This window comes from Acinetobacter tibetensis (assembly GCF_023824315.1).
GTDB lineage: Bacteria > Pseudomonadota > Gammaproteobacteria > Pseudomonadales > Moraxellaceae > Acinetobacter > Acinetobacter tibetensis.
In genome coordinates this window covers 1,194,721-1,218,558 of record NZ_CP098732.1, presented here as the reverse complement: position 1 = coordinate 1,218,558, position 23,838 = coordinate 1,194,721, and the positions used below count along the sequence as shown (strand labels likewise).

General features: G+C 38.1%; 33 protein-coding genes and 1 tRNA gene. 9 read left to right on the top strand and 25 right to left on the bottom strand.

Going from position 1 to position 23,838, the window contains the following annotated elements; all coding sequences use genetic code 11:
* Window position 1 precedes the first annotated feature (1 nt).
* From M5E07_RS05945 to M5E07_RS05845, 21 genes are all read right to left on the bottom strand, one after another.
* A complete protein-coding gene (locus tag M5E07_RS05945) occupies window positions 2–331 on the bottom strand; it encodes a phage head closure protein (protein ID WP_252222931.1) in 330 nt (109 codons plus the stop codon).
* Between the two features lie 3 nt (window positions 332–334).
* A complete protein-coding gene (locus M5E07_RS05940) occupies window positions 335–622 on the bottom strand; it encodes a head-tail connector protein (RefSeq protein ID WP_252222928.1) in 288 nt (95 codons plus the stop codon).
* On the bottom strand, window positions 600–800 hold the full coding sequence (locus tag M5E07_RS05935) for a hypothetical protein (RefSeq protein WP_252222925.1): 201 nt from the start codon (window positions 798–800) through the stop codon (window positions 600–602). Before M5E07_RS05935 ends, M5E07_RS05940 begins: the two co-directional genes overlap by 23 nt.
* 46 nt (window positions 801–846) lie before the next feature.
* Window positions 847–2,040 (bottom strand): phage major capsid protein, encoded by a 1,194-nt coding sequence (locus M5E07_RS05930; RefSeq protein WP_252222922.1) that lies wholly within the window; start codon window positions 2,038–2,040, stop codon window positions 847–849.
* Entirely contained in the window at window positions 2,033–2,692 is a 660-nt protein-coding gene (locus M5E07_RS05925) for an HK97 family phage prohead protease (RefSeq protein ID WP_252222919.1), read from the bottom strand. Before M5E07_RS05925 ends, M5E07_RS05930 begins: the two co-directional genes overlap by 8 nt.
* Window positions 2,685–3,920 (bottom strand): phage portal protein, encoded by a 1,236-nt coding sequence (locus M5E07_RS05920; protein ID WP_252222916.1) that lies wholly within the window; start codon window positions 3,918–3,920, stop codon window positions 2,685–2,687. Before M5E07_RS05920 ends, M5E07_RS05925 begins: the two co-directional genes overlap by 8 nt.
* Window positions 3,917–5,608: a terminase large subunit gene (locus tag M5E07_RS05915; RefSeq protein ID WP_252222913.1), complete on the bottom strand. Its 1,692-nt coding sequence runs from the start codon at window positions 5,606–5,608 to the stop codon at window positions 3,917–3,919. Before M5E07_RS05915 ends, M5E07_RS05920 begins: the two co-directional genes overlap by 4 nt.
* A gap of 3 nt (window positions 5,609–5,611) precedes the next feature.
* Window positions 5,612–6,091, bottom strand: a complete 480-nt coding sequence (locus tag M5E07_RS05910) for a terminase small subunit (RefSeq protein WP_252222909.1) — start codon at window positions 6,089–6,091, stop codon at window positions 5,612–5,614.
* Window positions 6,092–6,208: 117 nt separating this feature from the next.
* Window positions 6,209–6,409 carry a hypothetical protein gene (locus M5E07_RS05905; RefSeq protein ID WP_252222906.1) on the bottom strand — a complete coding sequence of 67 codons (201 nt, stop codon included), beginning with the start codon at window positions 6,407–6,409 and terminating at the stop codon, window positions 6,209–6,211.
* Window positions 6,406–6,696 (bottom strand): HNH endonuclease, encoded by a 291-nt coding sequence (locus tag M5E07_RS05900; protein WP_252222903.1) that lies wholly within the window; start codon window positions 6,694–6,696, stop codon window positions 6,406–6,408. Before M5E07_RS05900 ends, M5E07_RS05905 begins: the two co-directional genes overlap by 4 nt.
* 66 nt (window positions 6,697–6,762) lie before the next feature.
* Window positions 6,763–6,939: a hypothetical protein gene (locus M5E07_RS05895; RefSeq protein ID WP_252222900.1), complete on the bottom strand. Its 177-nt coding sequence runs from the start codon at window positions 6,937–6,939 to the stop codon at window positions 6,763–6,765.
* Between the two features lie 352 nt (window positions 6,940–7,291).
* The gene (locus M5E07_RS05890) at window positions 7,292–7,927 is read right to left on the bottom strand and encodes a TonB family protein (RefSeq protein WP_252222897.1); all 636 of its coding nucleotides are present in this window, start codon (window positions 7,925–7,927) and stop codon (window positions 7,292–7,294) included.
* Between the two features lie 146 nt (window positions 7,928–8,073).
* Window positions 8,074–8,397 carry a DUF4236 domain-containing protein gene (locus M5E07_RS05885; protein WP_252223714.1) on the bottom strand — a complete coding sequence of 108 codons (324 nt, stop codon included), beginning with the start codon at window positions 8,395–8,397 and terminating at the stop codon, window positions 8,074–8,076.
* A gap of 236 nt (window positions 8,398–8,633) precedes the next feature.
* Complete coding sequence (locus M5E07_RS05880; protein WP_252222894.1) at window positions 8,634–9,497, bottom strand: ORF6N domain-containing protein; 864 nt, start codon at window positions 9,495–9,497, stop codon at window positions 8,634–8,636.
* 96 nt (window positions 9,498–9,593) lie between these two features.
* A complete protein-coding gene (locus M5E07_RS05875) occupies window positions 9,594–9,848 on the bottom strand; it encodes a helix-turn-helix domain-containing protein (protein ID WP_252222891.1) in 255 nt (84 codons plus the stop codon).
* Window positions 9,849–10,042: 194 nt separating this feature from the next.
* Window positions 10,043–10,540, bottom strand: a complete 498-nt coding sequence (locus M5E07_RS05870; protein WP_252222887.1) for a hypothetical protein — start codon at window positions 10,538–10,540, stop codon at window positions 10,043–10,045.
* 11 nt (window positions 10,541–10,551) lie between these two features.
* Complete coding sequence (locus M5E07_RS05865; protein WP_252222884.1) at window positions 10,552–10,986, bottom strand: hypothetical protein; 435 nt, start codon at window positions 10,984–10,986, stop codon at window positions 10,552–10,554.
* A complete protein-coding gene (locus tag M5E07_RS05860; RefSeq protein ID WP_252222881.1) occupies window positions 10,979–11,203 on the bottom strand; it encodes a hypothetical protein in 225 nt (74 codons plus the stop codon). Before M5E07_RS05860 ends, M5E07_RS05865 begins: the two co-directional genes overlap by 8 nt.
* 160 nt (window positions 11,204–11,363) lie before the next feature.
* Entirely contained in the window at window positions 11,364–12,419 is a 1,056-nt protein-coding gene (locus M5E07_RS05855) for a replication protein (protein WP_252222878.1), read from the bottom strand.
* 10 nt (window positions 12,420–12,429) lie between these two features.
* On the bottom strand, window positions 12,430–12,879 hold the full coding sequence (locus tag M5E07_RS05850) for a phage regulatory CII family protein (protein WP_252222875.1): 450 nt from the start codon (window positions 12,877–12,879) through the stop codon (window positions 12,430–12,432).
* A 24-nt stretch (window positions 12,880–12,903) separates the two neighbouring features.
* Entirely contained in the window at window positions 12,904–13,155 is a 252-nt protein-coding gene (locus M5E07_RS05845) for a hypothetical protein (RefSeq protein WP_252222872.1), read from the bottom strand.
* Window positions 13,156–13,289: 134 nt separating this feature from the next.
* On the opposite strand from M5E07_RS05845, the gene M5E07_RS05840 reads away from it, so the two are divergent.
* The 8 genes from M5E07_RS05840 to M5E07_RS05800 all read left to right on the top strand — a co-directional run bounded on the left by M5E07_RS05840 (window position 13,290) and on the right by M5E07_RS05800 (window position 19,108).
* Window positions 13,290–13,952 (top strand): LexA family protein, encoded by a 663-nt coding sequence (locus tag M5E07_RS05840; RefSeq protein WP_252222869.1) that lies wholly within the window; start codon window positions 13,290–13,292, stop codon window positions 13,950–13,952.
* A gap of 18 nt (window positions 13,953–13,970) precedes the next feature.
* A complete protein-coding gene (locus M5E07_RS05835) occupies window positions 13,971–14,153 on the top strand; it encodes a hypothetical protein (protein ID WP_252222866.1) in 183 nt (60 codons plus the stop codon).
* Window positions 14,150–14,725: an ABC-three component system protein gene (locus tag M5E07_RS05830; protein WP_252222863.1), complete on the top strand. Its 576-nt coding sequence runs from the start codon at window positions 14,150–14,152 to the stop codon at window positions 14,723–14,725. The genes M5E07_RS05835 and M5E07_RS05830 overlap by 4 nt, the downstream gene beginning before the upstream one ends.
* On the top strand, window positions 14,719–15,219 hold the full coding sequence (locus M5E07_RS05825; protein ID WP_252222860.1) for an ABC-three component system middle component 5: 501 nt from the start codon (window positions 14,719–14,721) through the stop codon (window positions 15,217–15,219). The genes M5E07_RS05830 and M5E07_RS05825 overlap by 7 nt, the downstream gene beginning before the upstream one ends.
* Window positions 15,206–17,098 (top strand): AAA family ATPase, encoded by a 1,893-nt coding sequence (locus M5E07_RS05820; RefSeq protein ID WP_252222857.1) that lies wholly within the window; start codon window positions 15,206–15,208, stop codon window positions 17,096–17,098. The genes M5E07_RS05825 and M5E07_RS05820 overlap by 14 nt, the downstream gene beginning before the upstream one ends.
* Before the next feature lie 304 nt (window positions 17,099–17,402).
* Window positions 17,403–17,708: a hypothetical protein gene (locus tag M5E07_RS05810; RefSeq protein WP_252222851.1), complete on the top strand. Its 306-nt coding sequence runs from the start codon at window positions 17,403–17,405 to the stop codon at window positions 17,706–17,708.
* Window positions 17,698–17,964, top strand: coding sequence for a hypothetical protein (locus M5E07_RS05805; RefSeq protein ID WP_116763134.1), 267 nt, complete (start codon window positions 17,698–17,700; stop codon window positions 17,962–17,964). The genes M5E07_RS05810 and M5E07_RS05805 overlap by 11 nt, the downstream gene beginning before the upstream one ends.
* Before the next feature lies 1 nt (window position 17,965).
* Entirely contained in the window at window positions 17,966–19,108 is a 1,143-nt protein-coding gene (locus M5E07_RS05800) for a tyrosine-type recombinase/integrase (protein ID WP_252222848.1), read from the top strand.
* Between the two features lie 100 nt (window positions 19,109–19,208).
* Here the strand turns inward: M5E07_RS05800 and M5E07_RS05795 are convergent, their stop codons facing one another.
* Both M5E07_RS05795 and M5E07_RS05790 read right to left on the bottom strand, forming a co-directional pair.
* Window positions 19,209–19,763 carry a hypothetical protein gene (locus tag M5E07_RS05795; RefSeq protein WP_252222845.1) on the bottom strand — a complete coding sequence of 185 codons (555 nt, stop codon included), beginning with the start codon at window positions 19,761–19,763 and terminating at the stop codon, window positions 19,209–19,211.
* A gap of 43 nt (window positions 19,764–19,806) precedes the next feature.
* Window positions 19,807–20,691 (bottom strand): hypothetical protein, encoded by an 885-nt coding sequence (locus tag M5E07_RS05790; protein ID WP_252222842.1) that lies wholly within the window; start codon window positions 20,689–20,691, stop codon window positions 19,807–19,809.
* 125 nt (window positions 20,692–20,816) lie between these two features.
* Here M5E07_RS05790 and M5E07_RS05785 point away from each other — a divergent pair, with 125 nt between their 5' ends.
* Window positions 20,817–21,236 (top strand): hypothetical protein, encoded by a 420-nt coding sequence (locus M5E07_RS05785; RefSeq protein ID WP_252222839.1) that lies wholly within the window; start codon window positions 20,817–20,819, stop codon window positions 21,234–21,236.
* A gap of 467 nt (window positions 21,237–21,703) precedes the next feature.
* Here the strand turns inward: M5E07_RS05785 and M5E07_RS05780 are convergent.
* Both M5E07_RS05780 and M5E07_RS05775 read right to left on the bottom strand, forming a co-directional pair.
* Window positions 21,704–21,780, bottom strand: a tRNA-Val gene (locus M5E07_RS05780).
* 28 nt (window positions 21,781–21,808) lie between these two features.
* Complete coding sequence (locus M5E07_RS05775; protein ID WP_252222836.1) at window positions 21,809–23,836, bottom strand: transglutaminase TgpA family protein; 2,028 nt, start codon at window positions 23,834–23,836, stop codon at window positions 21,809–21,811.
* Between the last annotated feature and the right edge of the window lie 2 nt (window positions 23,837–23,838).

The window sequence follows — 23,838 nt, the reverse complement described above, 5'->3', positions numbered from 1 at the left end:
CCTACTCCAATACCGCAAGCTCCAACGTCATGTAGATCTTACCGTTCAGATTGTCGGGCTTAGGCGGTGAAACAATCTCAAAAGTGTATCCATCCCAAAGCACGCGCATCTCTGTGGTGATGTCGCTACGTTTACGTAGTTTTAGGCGCGCGGTAGTTTGTGAACCCGCAGCTTTGGCATTGATTGAGTCTTTAACTGATAAAAACTCAACCTTAGCCCAAAGCTTTTTGAAGTCAGTCCAGATTGGATCTGTTTCGTAGTTGTTTTCATCGTAGCCAGGTGTTTTGCTCTGGATCGTGACTCGATGGCAGAGTTCTTGGGCTAGGTCCATAAACTAAACTCCCATTTCTCGGAACTTTTGCAACAATGACCAATAAGCCTGAGGTTTATCATCTAAGCTTCGGCTGTAACGGTACTGAACAAAGATAAGGCGTGCAGAATCTAATGCCTCGTTATCAACCAAATCTGTTTCATTTATTCGGTCTGCTTCATCTGCAATAATCTTACGGTCTAGATCGTTCTGAATTACGACGTTGGCTTCAACAATCCAGCCCTCTATAAGATCATCTTCAGTGTCATCGTCTACACGACAATGTAATTTAGCCTTCGGTAGGTCGATCATCTTGCTTCACCTGCTTAGCTGGTGCTTTAGTTGTTTTGGGTTTTGTTTCTTCCACAACTTCCACCAATACCCCTTTATCCACCAGATGCTTTACATCATTAGGATTAGCTTCTCGCTGTTCACCTGTGAGATAGAACTTATCGCCATAATGCTCGCGGTTAACTGTATAAAGTGCCATTTCAAACTCCAAAAATAAGGGGCTAAATACCCCTTATTTAAATCGATTAAGGTACAGGAACAATGTCACCATAGATGAATGCTTCAGGACGATACACCGCCAAAGCCAAGCGCTCTTCAGCAAGAATCGTTACCAAGTTTTTGATGAAGTCATCTTCGTTTTCTGTCGCTACTTCAACACGAGATAACCAGCGGTCAAACAGTTGAGCCCCCATAGAGAAAGCACCCGTCAGGAACTTATTTACTGTAATTGCTTGGGTTTCTACAACTGGCAATTTCCATAAAGTTGGGTTTAATGCTCCCTGTGGATTGCCAATAATGTACTGTCCCGAAGTGTCTTTTAGTGTTTCGATTGCAGCCCAATCAATCGGGTTCAATACATGTCCACTTGCTGGGTATTCAGCTAGGACTGCTTGTAACATTGCGAAGCGCAAGGTATCAATTTTACTTTCCGCTGAAGTTGTGACACCGGCTGGACGAACATATGGGGTTGCTTGTGGAATGATACCCAGTAAGTTTTGACCGGTACCATCGCCATTCAGAATTTGGTTTTCTTCTTTGAATGCCAAGCCATAACGTAAGCGACCATCAATATAAGACTGTAACTGCGATGCATCATCCAAAATTTGACGCGATGCCTTCATGAAATGTGCAATTACTTTTGCATTTGTCGATTTCAAATCAAATTTGATATCAGACTGTGGCTTCACTGCACCTTCCGCGACCATTGCTGCTGCATTGGTAAAACCTGTTTCTTGTACGAATTCCAAAGCGTTGCCATCCATACGACCAGGCATAAGCAAATCACGAATCGTAAGCTTACGATCTGGTGGCGCAATAATTCCTGGAATGCGAGTAGTTTGAACCAAGTCACCTGCTGCACCCGCAGTATCAGTAACTGCAGAAGTAATAGTGGCTTTAATTTCAAGATTGGCTTTACCGCGCTGTCCTGCTGAACCTTGCAATGATTTAAATTGCTCAGTTTCCACAAACTGACGCCCCAAAGACTTAAATTCTTCAGGTGTATCGCTCGGACGGCGAGCCATTTTCTGCTCGAGTTCATCTAAACGCGCTTTGGTTTCATTGAGCTTGGTAATCGCTTCATCGGCTGCCTGTTTGGCACCTTCCGCAATTTTATCACCATGTTCACGCTTACCTTTGAAGTCTTCGGCAATACCTTTGACTTCATCAACTTGTTTTTTAAACTCTTGAGCGAGTTGTTCTAAATTTTGATCAGGCATTGCTGACTCCTTTTAAAATATTTAAAGCATTTGAAATTGATTTCGCTTCTTTGATTTCTTCCTCTGACTCGCTCAGAAGAGAGCGCAACCCTTTGCTAGCGATGGCAGTAGATTGCGATTTTGAAAATCCTGACTCTCTCAAGAATTTTTCAAATTCTGGTAACGTTGGCAGTTCGCCTTCATCTAATTTGGATTTAACTGAAGTAATCAGACTTCGATCATTCGCTGGCTGAGTCACGATAGAGATTTCACCAATATCAACCTCGATCAACTCTCGAATCCCATTGCCTTGCTGATTTGCCTTCTTGGTGGAATATCCAATGCTTAAACCATCAATGGCACCCGCTTTCAGAAGTGCATGTGTGGATTTAGCTCTCGGCACATCATCAATAAGCAATTTCCCTTCAACGAATAGTCCTTTTTCGTCTTCGTAAATGTTGGTATAGATCCCGATAGGCTCACTGTCGTTGTGATTCCAAAGCACTGGTGGCAATTTCTTTTTGGATTTCCACTTTTGAAGGGATGCTGTAAATGCACCCGGCAGAATCACATCGTTGTACCAATCGACATTGCCAAAAACCGCCCCATAGCCCGAAAAAAAACCGTCCTCTTGGACGGCTTTAATCTCTAAATTAAAACTTTTTCTATTCACTAGGTTTCCCCTGATCTTGTCCCAAAGGCACCATTTGCATTTGCACCATGAGTTGATCTGCCGTTGGATCTTCAGCACGTGGCATATCCTCAAGCTCACGTACTTCATTTCGGGTATATAGCCCGTTTTGGGTCATCTTCACGTAGAAATCTGCTCTTGCCGTGTTATTTGCACGCAATAGACCATCTACCGCAAATTTAGGGCGATATTTGTATTTGTCCTGCGGCAATAGCAATTTGCGAGAAATGGTTTGCTCATATCGAACCAATTGAGGATTCAGTGAGTAGGTCAAAAAACCTTGATTAGTCTGCTCAAGGCTAGATGCCCAAGAGCTTGCTTTATTCGTATGTCCAATCAATTGCGGTGGAACCCCAAATGCTCGACAAATTTCCTCAATTCCAAAGTAGCGAGATTCAAGAAGTTGCGCATCAATCGGATTGATTCGAATAGCACTGGCAGAAGCAAGCTTCATCCCCGCCTCAAGAATCATGTATTTACCTGAATTTTCAGGCTTACTGAACTCTGCTAAATGGTTGCGCATCCGTGTACGCTGCTCACCTGTGAGCGTTTGCTCCCCTGTTTCAAGGAATCCACCAACCTTTAATCCATTTTTAAACCAGTCTTGAGCCTGATTATTAGCATCAAACTGCATGCCAATGGTTTGGGCAAAAAATTGAATTGCTGAAAGTCCAACATAACCATCCAAGGTGAAACCTTTAAAATGTAAGATTTCATCATCAGTATAGATTTTAACTTTGCCATTTTCGGTGTAATGATATTCAAAGCCACCATCTTTCAAACGCTTCTTAACCATTTCACTTGGGAAAAGTGGCTCTAATGAAATAACGCTTCGATCATTTCGGCGTGTAATATAGCTGTAGGCATTACCCCATAGATCTAAACATGCAGACTGGATCTGCCAAAATTCACTTGCGCACATATCTGCATTGGGCGAATCATGTAAAACTCGGTAAAGACCATGATCTTTGGCGATCTTTTTATTTGAATCATATAAATGCAATGGTAGTGTTGAGATGGTTTCAGCACGCAATTTCACGCATGCCCAAACTGCTGAAAGCTTTAAGGCTGTTTCAGGGCTGACGACCGCTCCACCAGATGACAGATAGCTATCAAAAGGATATGAAGTATCCCCCTTTTTCAATTGGGTTCTTCCAGTCAATCGTGACCAGAAACGGGACCAAAAACCCGTGTCTTGTAAATCGCTCATGCTATCACGACATCCTCTAAATACCCGTCAATGTCAAAATTCTTTGCTTCAGGTGCAAGACTCATCAATGCCACAGCGTTAAACATCGCAATCACGGGATCAATCTTGCCAATACCAGAGTCCTGCTTGGTGATTCGCATCCCATTACCAATCATCACGACTCGTGCATTACCTACGCACCAAACCATAAGTTGTTGCCCTGCATGCCAAAGGTTGCCCTCTGCTAATTTACGCTCGGTTGTCATGATATAGCCCATGAGCTTATGACCTTGCGGTACTGCGACAAGAACTTCTTCAGGGATGCCAGAACCAGTTAATCCATCAATAAGACCACCTAGACCTTGCGGATCTAGTCCAATTTTGTCGAGCTTACCGCTGTCATAAATTTGCTTTGCGATTAGCGCCAACTGATCAATGTCTTCACCCACTTTATCGACAACAACAAGGCTCCCTTCTTTCTCGAAGTCCCTATATTTGGGAATGTTCTCTTTACGGCGTTCTAAGGCAAGTTTATTTGCCCAGGCCTTGCTCCAAAGCCACCAAATACGTGGATCTTTCTTCAACCGCCCTAAGGCTGCAAAACCAAGTAAGTCATCCAAGCCACCGCCATCAATCCCCAAGGTGATCAACTCAGATTGTTCAATTAATTGCTCAAGACTAAATACATGTTTTTGCTGATTCCAATATTCAGCACCCGCCCAACGGTTTGCACGCAGGTTCATGCCGATTTCGATGTTCAAATGCTTTGCAAGGAAGTCTCGAAGTGATTCTTCACCCGCATCTTTAACCTTATTGAACTCTGAAATCAGGTATTCAAGGTCAACAGAAGCACCTAAATTCGGGTTGGTGATGTAGAAATTCTCTGGTTTTAAGTGCTTACCAGCTTCCACCAGATGCTTAGGGAATTCATAAATCAGCGGTAAAAAGGCTTTATCCTCTTTGATTCCATCTCTTACATCGCGGGCATAATCCAATAATTGCTTAAATACCCCGCATGGAACTTCATCTGACATGGTAGACAGATAAATCACACATCCTTCTGGACGAGATGCCAAACCACCTTTCGCTTCACGGAACATGGATTCCGCATTGGCACGTTTACCAAAAAGCCAAACCTCATCTATCAAAATGATTGAGGCTTTCTTACCTGCCGCGGCATTAGATTCGGCTGCAATCACTTTAAGTGTGGCACCAGTGCCTAAATGCGTTACCGTTTTAGTGTGCTCAGAAATATTAATCATGGCACTGAGTTCTTCATCAGCTTTGATGAAGTCTCGGATCGGGTTGAAAGAGTTGTCTGCAACTTCTTTCGTTGGTGCCAAGATAATAAGTTCTGCTGAAAGCCGGTCATTCAACAACAACGCAACCAGCATCACACCGGCAGCAATCGTAGACTTGGTGTTCTTCTTGGAAATCAGAAGAAAGAACTCACGAATCAATCTGCGTTTTGTGCTCGGGTTATATGCCCCAAAAATTGCACGGACAAATTCAATGACCCAATCCAGTGTGACATCACCCATCTTTGGGCTATCCATCACATCAACAAGAATCAGCTCTTTAAAAATGCGCTCTGCGACATCTGCCACTTTAGGAAATAATGGTTCACATGGCATGAGCGACTGTTTTTTGACAATACGCTCCTCCCAGTCTGGGCAAGCTGTTGTCCATTCTGGGAGCATTGCGGTCATGTTTTAACTCGGTAGTTGATTATTCAAAGTGCCGAACTTTCCAGTTTGACTGGCTTTCTTAGCTTCTTCTGCTTTGGATTCTTTCTTACCCTTATCTGCAACTTTGCCATGTACATATGGAAGCGCTGATTTTGCAGCATGCAGTATCATCCCCATTTCATTGTCTTTGTTATTCATGACATCAATTAGAAATTGCAGAGGATCATCTTTCGCGTAGTCATCCTCGAAAGGGTTGTCATTTTCCCCACTATCCACGGAGTTAACTTTTGGTTTTTCTGGAGTTAACTTTTCAGATTTAGAAGTTAACTTTTTGACTGATTTAAATTGTTCTATATATGCAATTACTTCAGGGATTTTTGCTAATTTTGAACCCTGCTGCATTGCAGATTTTTCACTGTATCCTGCTGAAATTGCAGCATCTTTATTGCTCATACCATCAACAACAGCTTGAGCAAAAGCTTTCATTTTTGCTGTTAAAGCCATTGCGACTCCTTAACTCGAAAAGTTAACTTTTAACTAAAAAGGGAAATTTTTTTATACGTGAGATGGGCGGTGGTGTCCGCTAGTAAAAGAGTTTGAACTTTTTACCTCCCCCTAATGCTACGATTTTTTTGAAAATGTTAACCAAGTTAAAACAGCAAGAACGTCAGCAATAAGAAAACCGAGAATTACAATGATTGTTGAATCTGGATTGGATTCAAATACTGTCTTAATCAAAGCCGTTTGAATAATAACAACGCTAAAAACAATTGCTGTCGCAAGTACTCTGGCATGATGGTCATTATCACAATACATACTCATTGCCGACTCTCCTTTTGCGTTTTCTTCTTATGGCATTCTGGGCACAACGATTGAAGATTGGACTCATCATCCGTTCCACCTTGTGCAACATTGATGATATGGTCTAGCTCAAGCTCAGTGGTTACTCGACTACAGCACTGGCATGTCCATCCATCACGCAGATGAATCTTGTCTTTAAGTCTTCGCCATGGTCTACCACCGCGACCAGTGCCCCAGTTCTTTTGTGGTCTTGGCTGCTTAGGTATTACCGTTTCAAGTCTGGTCTGTAGTCTTGGTAGCTTCGCCATAACTAATCATCCAAATTACCAGAACGTCTCGGCTCTTCTGCTTCATCTTCCAATCGAATCAAAAGCTCATTGATCTGTGCGTTCTGCTCGTTGTTGATCTGCACCATCTGGCTGATCAATTGAATCAACTGATTGTTTTGTTCCAATACCAAGTGACATGAGCACCCGTTGCATTCTTTCTTTTGCTTGTCTTGCATGTTTTATCATCCATTCACGGCGGGCTTCACAGCCTTGACAGGTCATTTGGTAGATTCCAAATTGCTTTCTAAATTCTTAACTAATCGCTTTTGTTCCCGAATAAATACGGCGATTTCATCTATTAGCTTCTGAGGCATATCACATGGATAAATCATTGATGCGCCTTGAATGTTCTCTCTGTAGCATTTCAAATTCTTTTGAGCTTCAACTTTATCCATGGGTAACCTCGAATAAAAAGAAAACCCCGCCAATATCTAGAATTGAGCGGGGTTTTGTGTGCCGTAATCCATTCGGCCAAGGAGAATAAAAAACCACCCGAAGGTGGTTTACTTACAATTTAAAAGATTGTCGGATTTAGTTCATTCAGACTGGTAAAATTTAACTGTTTAAATAACAACTAGTCGATCGTATTTGAGTCTTCAGAAAATCTAAAAGAACTAGTAATACGTATAGGATATGGCTTACCATTAACAATTAATGGATAAAAATTAGCCTGCTTACGATATTCATTTAAAGCATAATTATCCAATTCTGGTAATCCACTACTCACTTTAATCTCAGATTTGGTTAAATTTCCATTATCATCAGCTTCTGCATATATTCCAACGTATAAGGTTTGACCTTCAAGCTTTTGCTTCACAAAAAAGAATTTCGGATAATGTTTATATTTAGGCTCTCTTGAAACCTCTAATAAAAAAGGTTGTACTGCTCTAATAGGATAATAAATTCCATTCTCTTGATAAGGCTGAAATTTAGAACGCTTTACTGCATTTAGTACTTTTGTGTCTATTGATTCAAGCCCACTACTTTCTATTACTTCTGCGGATTTAATAATACCATTTGCATTCGTCTTTAACTCAACCCTCACTATTCGGTCATATCCTAAAAGTTCTCTATTCTTGAATTTTATTATTGGTGCTCTTTGCCATTTTACGCCTTTCGGTTGTTCTTTAATGGTTTGGACATCCTGTGCATTCGCAGTGAAACTCAGACAAAAAATCAGGCTTATTAGGGTTTTAAATAAAATATTCATTATAAATTTCATGTAGATAATGTTTTATGATCTTTAAAAGATTAGCACTATAGAATAAAAACAGTTTGCAATAAAATATTATTTTTTCTTTTAATTAATTCAACTCTAATTGAAAACAAAAGATCTGTTTATTTAGAGGTGTTCTCTTAACCAATGAACCATATAAATCCAATCAAAACTATCAACCCAACTATACCCGCTGCCATCCATTCTGATTTTGGATAGCCGATTAAATTATTTGGGTTGCTATAGTCAGGTCGTTGTCGATCAGTGTTATTTTTCTTGTGCGGTTTATATGTTGAGTATGACAAACCAGTGCCAGGAGCACTTACTGTTGTTCGTGTACCTTTTCTACCGACACTCACTCTCACACCTTTCCCACCAAGAGAAACACTGCTTAAACCTTTTTTACCAACATTTAAGCGAACACCTGGTGCGATCTTAAAGCTTTTTCGAAAATTTAAGCCCATATTCTTGGTCAGTTCCAATTTCAGAGTACAGATTTATTTATATATGAAATTGTGTATTTTTCAAGCAATAAAAAAGCCCAACAAATATGTCAGGCTTAATAATCAGTGAACTATTATAACTTCGCTCACTATAGCAGAAATATGCCATAACCTTTGTACAAGGTCAAGTTATGTAAATTATCTACTTTTAGTTACAACCCTACATCCGCAGGGTTTTGAAAATTAAGTAGTAACTTTCATGCTGGCGCATTAAACCAATTTGGATTTGTCTCCATCAACTCACCGTTAGAAAAAGAAACCTGTCTAAAATTTTGGCTTATTAATGGTTCGCCATTTTCCCCTTTCAAGTTGTATCGTTTACTTAGTTTCAGAGCAAGCTGATTAGAGCGAACGATCAAGCCTGAGTAAGTAAAGAAATCGTTTGGGTTTAAATATCTCAATGCATTCCAAACACCCATCATCTTAAAGTTTTGTTGGATGACGGCTTCTACTAATTGTTGAACAGCATATTGGTCTTGGCGTTGTAGCTCATTACTTCGTGCGACTACCGCAGTTAGGTTATGCACATATTCCACAGCACTTGGCAGTAATTGCAGTGGAATCTGATTAACATGATTTACTGAAAAACGCTGCTGCAGCATATCGTAGACTTCTTTCGTATTGAAGTCGGACTTACCTACCAATATTCCAACGGCATTCGCCAAAGGAATGCGATCATTAATATCAGTTAATTTCGTTGGCTGACAGACATTATTATGGAAATAACAGTCTTCCAACTGTTCAAAAACTTCCCATGCTTGGTCTGTGTCAAGCATTTTGGCGTGGCGGGCTGCACCACGTTCTGTCCAAAGGATTAAAGTGCGTGCATTTTTACTGACCGTCTTTGAGTCAGTCAGTTGTTTAAATGCTTTTAATTCAGTACCAACAAGTTTATAGAAGTGTTTGCCTTCAATAAAACGCATTGTATTACGCAAATGATTCTGTTGAATGTTATTAACATCAGTTGCGTAAAAGTCAGCAAGCATTGCCGTAGTAACAACTGGAATAGATTTAAAATTAACAATAGAAATTTCATTGTTGTTTAATTGAACAGTATTCATAACTTTGTACCATTCCCAATTTATGTACGCTGGGATTTAGCGTCAGACCATGCAATTACAGCCTTATTTTTAATATTACCTCATTATGAGGTAATTTCAAGTACTATGTTTCTGCTCTAAAAAATCCATTAAATTATCTAAAGACTGGAATCCAATCTTTTGTGCTCGTAACTCAAAAGTATAGATGGTCCAAGCTGACTGACTTGGACTTGCATCACCTTGCTCCCATTTTTGGTAAGTTTTCAGACCTATACGGCAAAGATGAGCCGTTTTTGCCTGTGTAAAACCTGTCACCTCCCTCAACTGCTTTATTTCTTGTGCAGTTGGAGGAATCCATTTTTTTATCGTCATACAACTCTCATATTGCAACGGGGATAAAGTCACCCGTGACTTACAGTATTTAAAAGTATTAGATCAATAAACTATTCTTTTGTACATATAATAAAAACTTTTAAGAAACATTAGACCGAGTTTTAAGCTAACGTTTCTTAAATGTTTTAGTAATCTAAACCTAAACATTTAAGCATTCTTTCATTATGTTTAAGCTAATACCCAATAAACCCATACCGACAATGCAACGCAGCCAAGCCACATTTAACATCCATACGTGCATCCATCTGACTGCGTTCATCTGTCACCATCTCAGCCCATGAGTTGCCATAAAAGTAACGGTCGATAATTGCATCCATCCAATCATCCATGATCTCAGACTGACCAAGCATATCTAATATTAGACGTTGTACGGCGCGGGCTTCATTATCATCAATCTGACAAGTTAGTTTGCTAGGTCGTGACTTTAGCGGTTCAAAATCACCAGTTAAGTAATCCACAATAATCTGCTGTTGCTGCGCTTTAGTCAGCTTCTTATATTTTTGCGCTTTCACAGCGCTATCCATCGCTATAGCAATTGGATTGATACTCTTCCCACATGTAACAGATACGGAATTCATCCAAGCACCAAATTGATATAACCACCCCTCTAAATCAAAACGTGTCCAATCGACTGCCTGTAAAATATGTTCTTGCTTTGCCACTACATTCATCCCATTCCCCCTTAAAATCTCGCAAATCTTTTAAAAACCAACATAGCTGCATCACGCGCATGTTCATTGGTACGACCGACCCAACCAGTCATACGCTTAAAGTCTGTCGCTTTCTTTTTAGTGGCATTGGCTGCGGGATGGATCATCTTGTACAGATAACCTTGCTCCTTGCACCAATCCTCCCAAATTTGTGCATCACGTTTGACCGATCCAACACCCTGTGCCTTTTCACGGCCACCCGTAAACCAAGTACGTTGCCGAGCATCCTCAATGTATAAACAGACGTTACCTATTTCCCATTCTTCAATTAACGCCTTTACCTTCTCCATTGCCTGTGTAATCGATAAAGACTCTACCTGTTCTAGCTCACCACCATTGCCACGATCAGCAGCAACGGCGAAGCCAGTATTCACACCTGTATCAATGCCAATCATGATTCTAGTCATTCAATACAAACTCCCGATCACCTTTGCAGAAACACACATAGCCAACTTGTACTGTTAAATTGCGATAGCCAATGCCTACGTCAAAATCAAAAAGTCGGTCGCCGTGCATGTATTTCAAATTATTGAAAAATGGCTGAGTCGTAAAAAATGCTTCAAATTTTTCTCGTATGTCCATTGGGGAAATGTCTTCCACTGTTCCACTGAGTTGGTTTTTCATGCGTACATCGTCCCCAATTCGCTTTTGTTGTCTAAGAACATCTGATTAACTGCCCCAATGTATCCGCACCATCCAAAGACATCACTCCAGTAAGTCCAAACGCCGTTGGTGCAATTCCAAAAGGTTCCATCGTTTTCAACGTGGGTTGCGCCGTGTGGAATCATGCTGCCCCCTGCAAACTGCCAGTGAAGCCCACTTGCTTGAGGTATGACTCCCATTTCTTCGCCTGTGCTGGGTTCATGAGTTTGATGGCAATGCGTGATGCCAGTTGCTCGTATGAATCACCCGGCGCGCTGTGCTTGCTGGCGAACTCAGGATGATGTGCAAGTTTCTGTGCAAACGCTGAGATTTGTTTATCAGTGAGCTGCTTCGGTTCTGCCGATGGTTTTGCTGAACCAGTAGATTGGGATCTATCCGCTGAAGTTTTGGCATAAGCCTGTTTTTCATATTTGAAATATGCTCGTATCAACCAATCTGCAAACAGGTAGGTTAAAAACTCGTGATTGTGTTTTTTGCCAGCATTAAAATTTTCAAATGCTGCAAGCTCTCGACTGAACCAAGTCGCTTCTGTGATTTTCTCCACTGGTATCGAATCATTTGCCAGAACAATTTCATCTTTCAAATTTTTCAAAACCAACCAGCTCTTTTTTTTATTTTGATAGTGTTTTTTGATAGTTGTTTTATGTGTGTTAAAAATTTTTACTAGTTGCGGTAAAGAATTTTTACTAGTCTGGTTAAAACTTTTAACTAGTAAAGAATCTTTACTAGGGAAATTTAAGCGGATCTCAGTGACTGTTTGAACAGGTTTTACACCTGTTTTATACCCAAATGCTAGGTAGTTAAAATTTTTAACTAGGTCAATTTCAAATGGTGTGAAGGACTTTACTAGTAAAAATTTTTTACTAGGGAATTTATATAATTCACCGATGTTGTAGTTGTCGATCAATGAGTAAATATTGCCAAATTTTGATTGGTTATGTTTTTGCACCAGACCAACTTTTACTAATTCATTGAGGCATTTCACAACTGTTGGACGGCTTTTGCGGGACAACTCCTCCAATTGTGTCAATGATAATGAATCGCTCTCTTTTCCCCAGCCGCGGGTCTTACGTACGATCAGTAAGTAAATCTTGACTGAAGCATCACTAAGCTTATTCATCGCATCATCGACAAAAGCATTTGTGATTTGAAATGAGTTTGGAACAAACCTGCTCATGGGGTTACCTCTATTTGTCGTCTACGCACTGGTGTATTTGTGCATCCAGTTCGGCAAGTATTTCGTGTAGTCGGTGAATGACCTTAGACATGTCTATGGCTTCTCCGCGTGTGATGCGTCCGTCTGCCATCATTTCTTTAAACAGCGTGTAGACGTTTCCGCCTTTCATGCCAAAGCTCAGCACCAAATCTGTGAGTGCTGTATCTCTGCATTCGGGTATGTCAGGCAGGTTGATTGCGACTTTGCCGTGTTGGGCATTGAGGCTTTGCAGTATTCGGTAGTCGTTGGTCAGCGTCATCAACTTGGATGCTTCGAGCAGCGTTAAGTGATGAGTGTCAGTATTTGGATTGACTTTGCTATTCAGCACGGCGGGACTTTTGATGCCCATACGTGGTGCGAGTGCGTTTGCTCCACCTTTGTAGTCGTGCACGGTGTGGTAAGCAGCATCTAATATGTTCATAACGAGTTCCTTTGAACGTGTTTATTAGATGGCTGATTTATTACCATTTTGGTTGTTTTCTACCAATGCGGGATATAAACCAAAATGTTGATGTATTTCAGCTTCAGAAACTTTTCCTTTACTCGCTGTAGACAAGGCTTTGCGGAGATTTTTACGAGGCTCTTTATACCCATAAAATAAATGAGTTTTTATATAACCAACTGTTGTTCCTGCATCTTTTGCATATTGTTCTAATTCATTTGGGCTTTGCTGAAGTATGAAATCTCGGAAATTCATTGATTGATCCTCTCGTATCAATCCAAATATTACCTTTTAGGTAATAAAAAAACAATCTTTTTTCTTGTTTACCTTTTTGGTGATGAAACTACAATTAGCTCATGTGACTTGTCACAGAAAACTTAAGGGAATATATGGACAGCAAATCAATCAGATACAAAAACACCCGCTTACTTGTTGAACAAGTTGGTGGTGTGTCTAGTTTTGCTGACAAAATTGGAAAAGGACAATCTCAAACTAGTCAATTTGCAGGTACGAATCCAATAAAAGGTATTGGCAATAAAGTAGCTCGAGAAATTGAGTTAGCTTTCGATAAGCCACATGGTTGGCTAGATCTACCACATGATGAGCAAAATATAACGGATGGAAATGTCTCTGCACCGATTCCAATGAAAGGTGAATTTGTTCCTGTCATTTCTTGGGTTCAAGCTGGTGCTTGGACTACTGTAGAAGCTGTTCCAGCTGGCACACAGTTTGAAGAATGGTTACCACCTAACCCTAAATGTGGAAAACATGGCTATGGTTTGGAAGTTGTTGGTGAATCTATGCTTCCAGACTTCCGCCCTGGCGATAAAATTTATGTAAATCCTGACTTTCAAATAAGTGATTTAAAAACAGGTGATTTGGTTATCGTTGCTTGCGATGGTGAAACAGAAGCAACTTTCAAGAAATTGATAGTAGAAAGCAATGGTATGTATTTAGAACCCTTAAACCTGAAATGGCTTGGAAAAATCATGGAGCTTCGTGAAGGATGCAAATTGGTTGGAAAAGTTGTGGGTTTATATAGAGATGTTTAATTTAAAGCGAGAAAAATCATGGACTTTATTCAACAGCATTTAACAGAAATTCTTTCTATACTTGGTGTGATTTTGGCTAGTGGTATAGGAATAACAATATACCAAAGTAGAAATAATAACTCTAAAAAGGTAGTCCAAAAAGGCATTCAAGCTGGGGGGGATGTTGCTGGCGGAGATATTGATAAATCTGTTAAAAAATGACTAGCCAAAAAGATATTCAAGCTGGGGGGGATGTTGCTGGCGGAGATATTGATAAATCTCAAAGCTATCATATTCATTTACCAGCAAATGGACATGTATCCCTACTTCAACCATTCCTTGACATAATGGCAAAAATTGATAGTGGGGATACCATTGATATTGAAAATGAATTAGATGATATTGAACATTATTCACAACATCACCGAAGTGATGTTAGAGGACTTGAGCAAAAGTTAAAGGATTCTGGTCGATATTATATGGTTGATGACGCTTTAAGATATAAATTAAAAGCTTCTAAATTTATCTTAAAAAATCAAGATAAACCTGCTTTACAATATCTTATTGGTAGAATACTCAGTAAGATAAAAATAACTTATGACTCATTAATAGTTCCACTAATTCAAGCGGATGCTTCAATTGAAATAATTGAAGCACAAATTTTTAAAGAAGTAATTACTCCAATACAAAGTACACTAATTGGTACACCACTATCTTATAATGATGATTGTGTAATTCATTTAATGTATTTTCTTGCTGGTAATTGTCATATTTGTTGGGATAAAAAATGTTAATTTATCACCCAGCTTTTGATTCAAGTAATTGTTGCTATCGATTAATCACACTCTTTAGACATCTTCATCCAAGTATTTCACTGGAAATTGACAGATTAAAAATCATTGATTTTTATATAGTTTTCCCAAAAAAGCTTAGTACAACAAGAGTTCCAAATGAATTTAAAAAGCTTAAAGGCGAATTAAAAAGAATAGATGATACCTATCGACCTTGTAGCAATCCATTTTATATGGCGAGAAAGATGGGGGGAATTCAAGAACAAGTTTTGAAAAAACTAGTTAGTAATAAAATATTAGAGTTTAATATAAACACGAACTCATATTGTAGAGGAGAGAATTTTTCTAAAATTACCATTGATGGAAAATTAAGTCCTTTTTTATCAGAAGAAACTGAAAAATTATTTCTTGAATACTTAACTATATATCCATTGAAAGGTAAAGATGGAATTAAGCATAGAACTCTTTTAATGGAATATCGATATGACAACTTATAATACATTTATTGTTAAAAATTTAACTTGTTCAAAATCTGGAAGACTTGTAATTGACCTTAATTTTAATAATGGTTTAAATGTCATATATGGAAACAATAGTGTTGGAAAATCAACTATATTAGATTTAATAGCTTATGCACTTGGTGCAGAGAATATAAAATTTAAACCTGCTGCCTTAGCATGTGATTTTGTTTTTCTTGAGGTAAGTATCCAAGAATCAATTATCACGATTAAAAGAGAAATTAAAAACTCTAGAGCTCCTTTATTAATTTTTTTCGGAGATATCAAAAACTCATTAGCTTCTCCTAATGATACTTGGTTAAAACTACCTTATAATTCTACAGAGGAAAAATCTGGTTTTTCTAAGTTTTTCTTTGATTATTTAAATTATCCATCAACAGTTTCTACGGAAACAAGTATTACAACTCATCAAGTTTTACGTTTACTTTATGCTGAGCAAAAAAACAATAACTTACCAATATATCGAGAAGACCCTTGGGATAATTCTGAGAAGCGTACCGCAATTCGAGATTATGTATTAGGAATCTTTAGTGGTGAGCTATATGAATTACAACTAAATAGAAGAAGAACAGATAAAGAATTAACTGCTACAATTAATCGTATCCAATCTTTTTTTCAAATCATTGGAAAAACATCTGAGCATTTAATTGAAGATTTTTTAATAAGTGAAATAAATAATTTAGAAATAAGAAAAGGCACTATATTAGAAAAAATTCATAATTTAAATAAAAATATTACAGAAATTAGCACATCTGACAATCAAACAGATGAACAAACAAAACTAAAAAATGAACTTAGCGCCTTAAATAAAGGTATGCTTGCAATCGAAGATAAAATTAATGAAATAAATTATGAGAACACTGATTTAGACCAGTTCAATATTGAACTTAACAACAGACTTATTGATATTGAAAATGCTATAAGTTCTAACCTAATAATAAATGATATTGATTTTGAGTTCTGTCCTTGCTGTCATGAAAAAATTATTAAGGCTGCTGACCCGAATACTTGTAATTTGTGTAAAAGTCCAACAGGGCTATTAAATAATAATTTAAATTTATTACAAATGAAAACTGAAATAAATTTTCAAATTCAGGAAATTGCAAAAATAATTAAAGACAACAATAATAATTTTTTAAAATTAAATGAGGAGTATTCAAAGATAAAAAGTAATATGAATAAGAAAGAGCAAGATCTCAGGCTCTTAACTTCAAGATGGCATACTGATTTTGAAATTGAAAGTATCAGAGCTTACAAGGAATTAGGGGAGATCGAAACTGAAATTACTAATGTTCGTCAGAAGTTAGAGATTGCTCAAGAAGTTACAAAACTCCAAGTTCATCGTGATAAGTTACAAAGTCATCTTAATAAAATTAATGACCATATACAGCTTTTACAAGACCGCTCAGAGAATGAACGACACAGATTGTTAGATAAAATAAATAAAACACTAAAATACTTACTTTCATTAGATACTGGATTACAAACGGAGTTTATGGATCCAGAAAATGAAATTTTTGTAATATTCGAAGATAATGAAATAACTGTAAATGGTACAAGCCATTTCTCTCAAAGCTCCTCGATATTACTTAAACAACTTTTCCATTTGGCATTATTATTAGTAGCAAATGAAGAGTCATCTATGCGTTTACCTAAATTTTTAATATTAGATGGTATTAATGATGGTGGACTAGAACAAACACGTGCAGAAAATTTGCAAGCTATAATTGTACGAGTATCCAATATGCTATCCCCACCTTTCCAAATAATTTGTGCTACTTCAGAAATATATGAACCGATGCAGCCTTACATTACACGAAAATATATTGACGGTGAAAAAACGCTATCATTACGATAAAGGTAATTTAAACTTGCATTTAATTACCTTTTTGGTAATATTTATCTCGTAAACAACAAAAAGCACCCCTGCCTTCGAACTCATGGGTGCTTTACAGATAACTGCGAGATGAGTATGAAACAAAAGCCTATATCCAGTCAAACGACGCCTATCCTTTTTCAACACCCTACTACAGTAGAACTACGCCCGTCACGTTGGCAAATCATTTACACCAACGCCAAAGAATTTAGCCTGTTTGCCCTACTCGCTTTCGTTCTGTGGCTAGTCATCCAATTCTTCTATGTTGTAATTGGAGGGTAAGCACATGGCTACTTATGATTACCGCTGTAAAAGCTGTGATAAATACATTCCAGTAGATCGCTCAAACATTAAAGTTGGTGATGAAGTTAGTTTCACCACAACCTACCAGACATCCAATAGCGCAAGATTTTCATCAAAAACTGGCAAAGTTATAGATATTGCAGGTGATATTTGCGAAGTAGTTGTGAAGAAGAAAAGTTATTTCAAAAACATTCGTGACGTCACACCTGATGATGCACCAAATCCACTGACATACGCTCTTTTCGGTCTATGTAAATGCAATAAGGAGGAAACTCCAAATGACATCTAATATCCAACGCCTCAAGCTCAAGGTATTTGCTGAACGCTATTGGCAAGACGAAGCATCCCGCCCAAAACGCGACACACTGGTCAGCCATATAAAACGTGGTTGGCTCAGTGGTAAAAAAATTGGTAAACAATGGTATGTCGAATGCACATCTTGGGGTGCTCCTTTGTACTATTCAGATGATGTACCTAAGGTGGAACTAGAGTCTCCACCTAAAACGGGTAACTCTATTGCAGACCGAATATTGGCGGAGATTTAACATGGCTCCTCGAGGTCGTAAATCGGGGAACTTGGACCTACCTCCCCATGTCGAAGTAGACAAAAAGCCCAATGGCACCATGTACTTTCGCTACCTACTACCAAACGGACAGCGCAAGTCATTAGGTAAAGATCGAAACGAAGCCATTAAGGCAGCTCAGGCACTCAACACTGTGCTTGAGCGTAACCCTGACATAGTGTCAAAAATTCTATCTTCAGTAGAAAAAGCACATAAACAAAGTAGTGTTCCTAATTTTGGCCAAGCCTTGGGTGAATATGAAAAGCTGCATTTACCCAAGAAGAAACTTGCCAAAAATACCTTGGTGAATGTCACGGCGAATATTGGGAAATATCAGGACATGTGGGGGCATCTTTACTGTACCGATATTACCCTGCTCATGATTTCAGAATACCTGAAAAAGCAAACAGACTTTCAGGCAGAAAAGCACCGTTCACAGCTTATCGACATCTGGAAATACTTAGTGGCCAACGGCTGGGCACCAGACAATATTGCCGAGAAAACCTTAAAACCAATTCGACCTGAAAAGCTGCGAACTCGACATTCCAACGAGTCGATTGAATTAGTGAAGTCGGTTTGTCCGCCGTGGTTAAAACTGGCAATAGATCTTGCATTGCATTCTATTCAACGGCGTGCCGATCTGGTGGTCATGGAGCGTTCAAGCATTAACATCAAAGACAACACCATGACCGTACTACAGCATAAATCGCTGAATTACGACAAGCCTGTGTTTATTGAAGTGGACATGCATCCAGAGTTAAGAGAAGTTGTGCTGCAGTGTGTAGAGCATTCTATGAAGCTGCGCTGCCCTTACCTCATTGCGACTCGACCAGAGCGCATTAACGAGCAAATCCGTAATGCGAAACTACATCCTTTAGCAGTAACGGAAGACCACATTACCAAACAGTTTAAGAAGTATCGGGACTTATCAGGTGCGTATGATCATTTGGAACCAAACCAACGACCATCACTGCATGACTTACGTGCCTTGGGCATTTATAACATTACACAGAAGTATGGGAAAAAGTACGCACAAGCACTGGCTGGACATGCAAATGTGAAAATGACAGACCACTATTTAGAAGGACATGAAGCGCCAAAACCAGAGCGGATTAGCTACCGTTAGTCATACCAAAGCTGATGATTTCTTTAAATGGATCATCAGCTTTGGTACATTTAACCCAACTTAAAAGTTTGTATAATTGCCATTATGTTAAATGGGAGAATTAGATCCATCCTCCAGTAATAAAATCTCCTGAATCATATCCAATAGAGTACCCAACCTTTCTCTCTGGGTAAGCGGTTTTATAATGATTCATTGACGCTTGTGCCAGTTTAAGTGCATAAGCTAAGAACAAAGGATATTCAGCATAATTATCCAGTTCTGTTTCATCTGCTAAATCTTCAATAGATCGTAAAATTTCAGAGCTAAAAGCGCCTTGCTCAGGATAGTATGTTTTAGCTTCAGACATCCAATCTAAGTTATCTTCTTCTGCAATGTATTGATCTGATACTGCAAAATATAGATATCCATTATCAGAAAGACCAAACCAAAACCCTTGCTCTATAAAGGGAAAAGCCTCTTTTTCTAAAGAGTCAATTACGTGGGCTGCTAAACTTTTAACTTCTGTTGTGTAATCTAATTCTTTGAATAGGTCCCAACTTTTGTTTGGCTGCATTTCATGACAATGATTGATGATCGTTGTCATGAAATTATCAATATCTAGATCATTTTTATGAAGATCAATTTCTTTAAAGATTTTTACGAAGTCAAATGACATAAACAGCCTACATTGTTCCAAAATTTAAATAAGTAAAATGCGATCAGATGCGTTTTAACGCACTTATTTCCAAAAAATCCTTACGTATCTTTATGGCCAGATGTCTAACCTTCTGAGAATACTTATTTTTATCCTTAATTAGATTTTCAATCCAATATAATACATCACTATCAAGATACTCAGGTTTTTTTTGAAGCCAGTTTAAAGCTAATTCAGGCCAATAGTTTGATACGCTTTCAGAAAGTGCATGAATGACTACTTTCTTCATATCTTTCAATGAGTATGTATATTTCTCTAGACTATTTTCATCCATTTCCAAGAGCAGCAATCCATCTCTTACATCATTCATATCTACGTAATAGGCCTGTGAAAGCCATTGTGCTGTAGTTTCATCAAGGTTATTTTCTATTTCGTTCCAACTGTCTAGATATTTCTGAAATTGATCATTCATAAAGCTTGGATCTAATGCTACCTGCATATAGTAGCCATCAGCAACCAGAGCTATAAAGTTTAGATTGCTTTCAATAATGGCATATCCGCCATTTTGCATTTGCAGAAAAGAGCGAGAAGCATAATCTAAATACCTAGTTTTTATCGGAGTCTTAGCAATCATTGCTGGAGAATATGCGGAAAAGGTATTTTTATTTTTTATACTATTTATGGGTAGCCAATAAAGATATCCATCTGTTTGCTTTAGACTCTCACATAGCAGTTGGTATAAATCTTGACTGCATTTTCCATTGTACTTATTTGAGTAGTCTAATAAATTTAATTTTTTATTTTTATGAATTACTGAAGGATCAATATGATTATGATGATTAATCCATAAAGTAAATATCTTAGAAATATTGGTATATTCCTGATTACTTAATTTCCCATAGTAGGGCTTTAATGGATCACAATCCTCAATCCAAGGTTCAGTTTTCATACTTGTATAGATGCCTCACTCAAACAAAACCATACTTTACGTCATAAAATTAAATATCAAGTCTGTTTTTGAGTCGATGTTCAAAAAACCACTTAAAAAAGTTAAAATATTAGAGTTAAATTTCCATGAATCAAATAGATGTAATTTTAAAACATTTTAAAGAATGGCACCCTTATGCGGGAATAGAATATTTATGGTATAGCTGTGATGGTGAGATAGATTATGAAAATTATCCAGACGTAAAATTTGAATTTAATCCTGATACTGCTTTTTTTATGGCCTTAGAAAGGCTCTTAAAAAGAGGTGATGCATGTTTGTTTTACGGTGATTGTATTGAGCATCCGAAACGCGGGGAACGTTTAACAGAATCACCAGATGAGCAGCTAGCTTTACTTAAAGAAATATGGATTGGTAAGGAAAAAATGGACAAATTGGATGAAGAGCATGGTTATTTAGGTTGGTATTTTTTATCAATTTGTCCTTATTCATTAACTCAGAAAATGTTTGATGAAGATGGGCGTTTTTTAAGGTGGTATGTTAATTAATTTTTGTAGAATGCTCAAAAGATAATACTTTCGGAATTTAATATTTTTTCCATTGAACTGAATAAGTGCTTTAAAGTTTTTCTAAAATTAACATAATGCACGTTAAACGCAATTCGCTTTTTATTTCATATAATTCAATGTATTAATTGATTTGATAAACCCCAACTCAGATGTATTGGGATTTTTTAATAGTTTATCATGTTCCACGATTACTTATTAAACAATGTTCCACGGCTTTGTGTAATCACATTTAACCCTAAAACAGAAAAAAATGTCCAGATTAAATAAGAATAGATGTCCAAATAGTTAATTATTTAGCTACCGTTAGTCATCGTTTTTAAATTTAAATGGGCGAGTTATTAACAGTAGGAAAATATTTCATTCCCCGAAAATACCCCGAAAGTTCCCCGAAAACAAAAAGCCCACTTTTGAAGTGGGCTTTAAGTTGCTGAATTAACAGCTATATTTGGTAGGCATATCCAGACTCGAACTGGAGACCTCTACGATGTCAACGTAGCGCTCTAACCAACTGAGCTATACGCCTATATGTCACGCATAATATTCAGTTTTTTTCACTTAGACAAGATCTTTCTTTTATTTTTCAACACAAACGTGCAAGTTTTAAGCATTTCAGCAAATTGTTCCATCTCTTGCTCACTATGCTTCGGTGCATACATAATCTTTCGGTGTAACTGAGCGATATTTTCAAAGATCTGGATATCATCCATTTCTATCTCATCACTAAGACGTTGCATCCAAACAGTAATTGTTTCAGACTCTTGCTTACGTAAATCATGCTGTAATTTTTTAGAAAACTGCCAAAGTAAACGATCAATTTCAGAGGTATTTCTCCATTTTAAATAAAAGATAAAGAGAAAATACCCTGCTAAAAGAGATAAAACACTTAAGATCAATACCATAACCATTGCATAGGTTGAACGAATACCTAAACGAGTTAACCAGCTTTGTTGTGATTCAGCATTATAGCCAACTACCTTACTTTGCCATTGATAGCTTGCATAATCACTCCAAATGCGCATTTTTTTAAGTAAAGCATACTGCTGATAACTTACATTAGATCTTTCTGCTCCCCAAACATTTTGTTCAGTGTCCATATAGTTTTGCATCCCCGTATCTATGCGCTGTGGTGCAATAATCGCGGTCGGATCAATCCTCATCCATTTACCATGCAACTTCACTTCTGTCCACGCATGAGCATCGAGCTGCCTTAACTCCCAGCTTTTGCCATCGGGTGCTAATTCTCCCCCTTGGTAACCCACAACAATACGCGCTGGTAGCCCCACATATCGCATCAATAAAGCAAAACTCGATGCATAATGTTCACAGAAACCTTGCTTCGATTGAAATAAAAAATCATCAATACGGTTCTGTCCCAGTAATCCTGACTGTAGGGTGTATGCAAAATGTTGGTGCTTATACCAGTCAATAACATGATGGATATATCGTTCTGGATCACGACCTGCTTGTTCAAATAATTGTTGTGCTAATTTTTGTGCGCGAAGATCCAAATCCGCCGGGTATTTAGTGGTACTTTTTCTAGTGGTTGGATCCTCTTTAACAAAATCAGTAAGAGTATTTTTTCCCAACCACTGTAAATCTATCGGTTCATTCAACTGTACAGCGCGATTTGGCACGATACTGCCATCATTTTTTAAGAAATATTGAGGATTATTCGGGATAGATTGATCCAGCCCCATTACCCAACTGCTCTGCGGATCCGCTGCTAAATATCGATATGTAAACTGCGTGTGCTGAACCAATCGTGTCTGATTTCCAGAGTTATAATTTTGCTGATTAAATGGGCTACTGGTCCACGTTTGACCATCATAGTGATCGAGTACCATCGCTCGCCAATACAGTTCTGAACGTGGGGGTAGCTTCGACATATCACCCAAAATACGGAACGCTAAAGCACTGGATTGAGATAATTCTGCAATATCTCCTGGTGACATGCGATCACTCATGCCTGTAACGGCTTTATTTTCAGGAATTGGGATATGCCATAACGGCGGTAAGCGTGGAAAAAATAAGAACAACAACACAAAAAAAGGTAGCGCGAGCCCTATGAATTTTGCAACATGTTTTAAATCCTGCTTAAACCCACTTGTTGTGCTATCTTGATGCTGAAAACCTGCGGTTTGAAGCCGATATAATCCCATAAAACAACTAACTAAACAGGCAAGTACAATACTTGCCATCCAGATGGACTGGCTAAATAAAAATGAACTCGCAGCCACGAATAAAGCAAAATTAAAAATAATAATGACATCACGCGTATTTTTAATTTCTAAGGCTTTTGCAAAAAGAAACGTGGTTAATATAGCAACTCCAGCCTCAACACCAATAAAAGTGCCATAGCTAAAATAAATGCCCATAAGTGCTGCGAGTACACCCAAAGCTGTCCACAATTTTGAAAAAGCGTGTAATTCGGTTTGTCTAAAATGAATATATAGCGTTGTAATTGCCGTTAGTAGAAGTACCGACAGCGTCATTGGCAAATATGCAGCTTGCGCTATCAAAATTAAACTTAAGCTTAATAAAATGGTTAATTTGACCGAAGAGTTGAGTGTCTTTTTCATTA

Coding starts and splice junctions, on each gene's coding strand:
- M5E07_RS05905 (WP_252222906.1), bottom strand. CDS start 6,409: ATGAGTATGTATTGTGATAATGACCATCATGCCAGAGTACTTGCGACA.
- M5E07_RS05855 (WP_252222878.1), bottom strand. CDS start 12,419: ATGAGCAGGTTTGTTCCAAACTCATTTCAAATCACAAATGCTTTTGTC.
- M5E07_RS05935 (WP_252222925.1), bottom strand. CDS start 800: ATGGCACTTTATACAGTTAACCGCGAGCATTATGGCGATAAGTTCTAT.
- M5E07_RS05775 (WP_252222836.1), bottom strand. CDS start 23,836: ATGAAAAAGACACTCAACTCTTCGGTCAAATTAACCATTTTATTAAGC.
- M5E07_RS05875 (WP_252222891.1), bottom strand. CDS start 9,848: ATGACGATAAAAAAATGGATTCCTCCAACTGCACAAGAAATAAAGCAG.
- M5E07_RS05825 (WP_252222860.1), top strand. CDS start 14,719: ATGTTAATTTATCACCCAGCTTTTGATTCAAGTAATTGTTGCTATCGA.
- M5E07_RS05830 (WP_252222863.1), top strand. CDS start 14,150: ATGACTAGCCAAAAAGATATTCAAGCTGGGGGGGATGTTGCTGGCGGA.
- M5E07_RS05945 (WP_252222931.1), bottom strand. CDS start 331: ATGGACCTAGCCCAAGAACTCTGCCATCGAGTCACGATCCAGAGCAAA.
- M5E07_RS05890 (WP_252222897.1), bottom strand. CDS start 7,927: ATGAATATTTTATTTAAAACCCTAATAAGCCTGATTTTTTGTCTGAGT.
- M5E07_RS05930 (WP_252222922.1), bottom strand. CDS start 2,040: ATGCCTGATCAAAATTTAGAACAACTCGCTCAAGAGTTTAAAAAACAA.
- M5E07_RS05895 (WP_252222900.1), bottom strand. CDS start 6,939: ATGACCTGTCAAGGCTGTGAAGCCCGCCGTGAATGGATGATAAAACAT.
- M5E07_RS05840 (WP_252222869.1), top strand. CDS start 13,290: ATGGACAGCAAATCAATCAGATACAAAAACACCCGCTTACTTGTTGAA.
- M5E07_RS05940 (WP_252222928.1), bottom strand. CDS start 622: ATGATCGACCTACCGAAGGCTAAATTACATTGTCGTGTAGACGATGAC.
- M5E07_RS05850 (WP_252222875.1), bottom strand. CDS start 12,879: ATGAACATATTAGATGCTGCTTACCACACCGTGCACGACTACAAAGGT.
- M5E07_RS05810 (WP_252222851.1), top strand. CDS start 17,403: ATGGCTACTTATGATTACCGCTGTAAAAGCTGTGATAAATACATTCCA.
- M5E07_RS05790 (WP_252222842.1), bottom strand. CDS start 20,691: ATGAAAACTGAACCTTGGATTGAGGATTGTGATCCATTAAAGCCCTAC.
- M5E07_RS05915 (WP_252222913.1), bottom strand. CDS start 5,608: ATGACCGCAATGCTCCCAGAATGGACAACAGCTTGCCCAGACTGGGAG.
- M5E07_RS05820 (WP_252222857.1), top strand. CDS start 15,206: ATGACAACTTATAATACATTTATTGTTAAAAATTTAACTTGTTCAAAA.
- M5E07_RS05805 (WP_116763134.1), top strand. CDS start 17,698: ATGACATCTAATATCCAACGCCTCAAGCTCAAGGTATTTGCTGAACGC.
- M5E07_RS05795 (WP_252222845.1), bottom strand. CDS start 19,763: ATGTCATTTGACTTCGTAAAAATCTTTAAAGAAATTGATCTTCATAAA.
- M5E07_RS05785 (WP_252222839.1), top strand. CDS start 20,817: ATGAATCAAATAGATGTAATTTTAAAACATTTTAAAGAATGGCACCCT.
- M5E07_RS05900 (WP_252222903.1), bottom strand. CDS start 6,696: ATGGCGAAGCTACCAAGACTACAGACCAGACTTGAAACGGTAATACCT.
- M5E07_RS05835 (WP_252222866.1), top strand. CDS start 13,971: ATGGACTTTATTCAACAGCATTTAACAGAAATTCTTTCTATACTTGGT.
- M5E07_RS05860 (WP_252222881.1), bottom strand. CDS start 11,203: ATGAAAAACCAACTCAGTGGAACAGTGGAAGACATTTCCCCAATGGAC.
- M5E07_RS05865 (WP_252222884.1), bottom strand. CDS start 10,986: ATGACTAGAATCATGATTGGCATTGATACAGGTGTGAATACTGGCTTC.
- M5E07_RS05920 (WP_252222916.1), bottom strand. CDS start 3,920: ATGAGCGATTTACAAGACACGGGTTTTTGGTCCCGTTTCTGGTCACGA.
- M5E07_RS05885 (WP_252223714.1), bottom strand. CDS start 8,397: ATGGGCTTAAATTTTCGAAAAAGCTTTAAGATCGCACCAGGTGTTCGC.
- M5E07_RS05800 (WP_252222848.1), top strand. CDS start 17,966: ATGGCTCCTCGAGGTCGTAAATCGGGGAACTTGGACCTACCTCCCCAT.
- M5E07_RS05910 (WP_252222909.1), bottom strand. CDS start 6,091: ATGGCTTTAACAGCAAAAATGAAAGCTTTTGCTCAAGCTGTTGTTGAT.
- M5E07_RS05880 (WP_252222894.1), bottom strand. CDS start 9,497: ATGAATACTGTTCAATTAAACAACAATGAAATTTCTATTGTTAATTTT.
- M5E07_RS05845 (WP_252222872.1), bottom strand. CDS start 13,155: ATGAATTTCCGAGATTTCATACTTCAGCAAAGCCCAAATGAATTAGAA.
- M5E07_RS05870 (WP_252222887.1), bottom strand. CDS start 10,540: ATGAATGTAGTGGCAAAGCAAGAACATATTTTACAGGCAGTCGATTGG.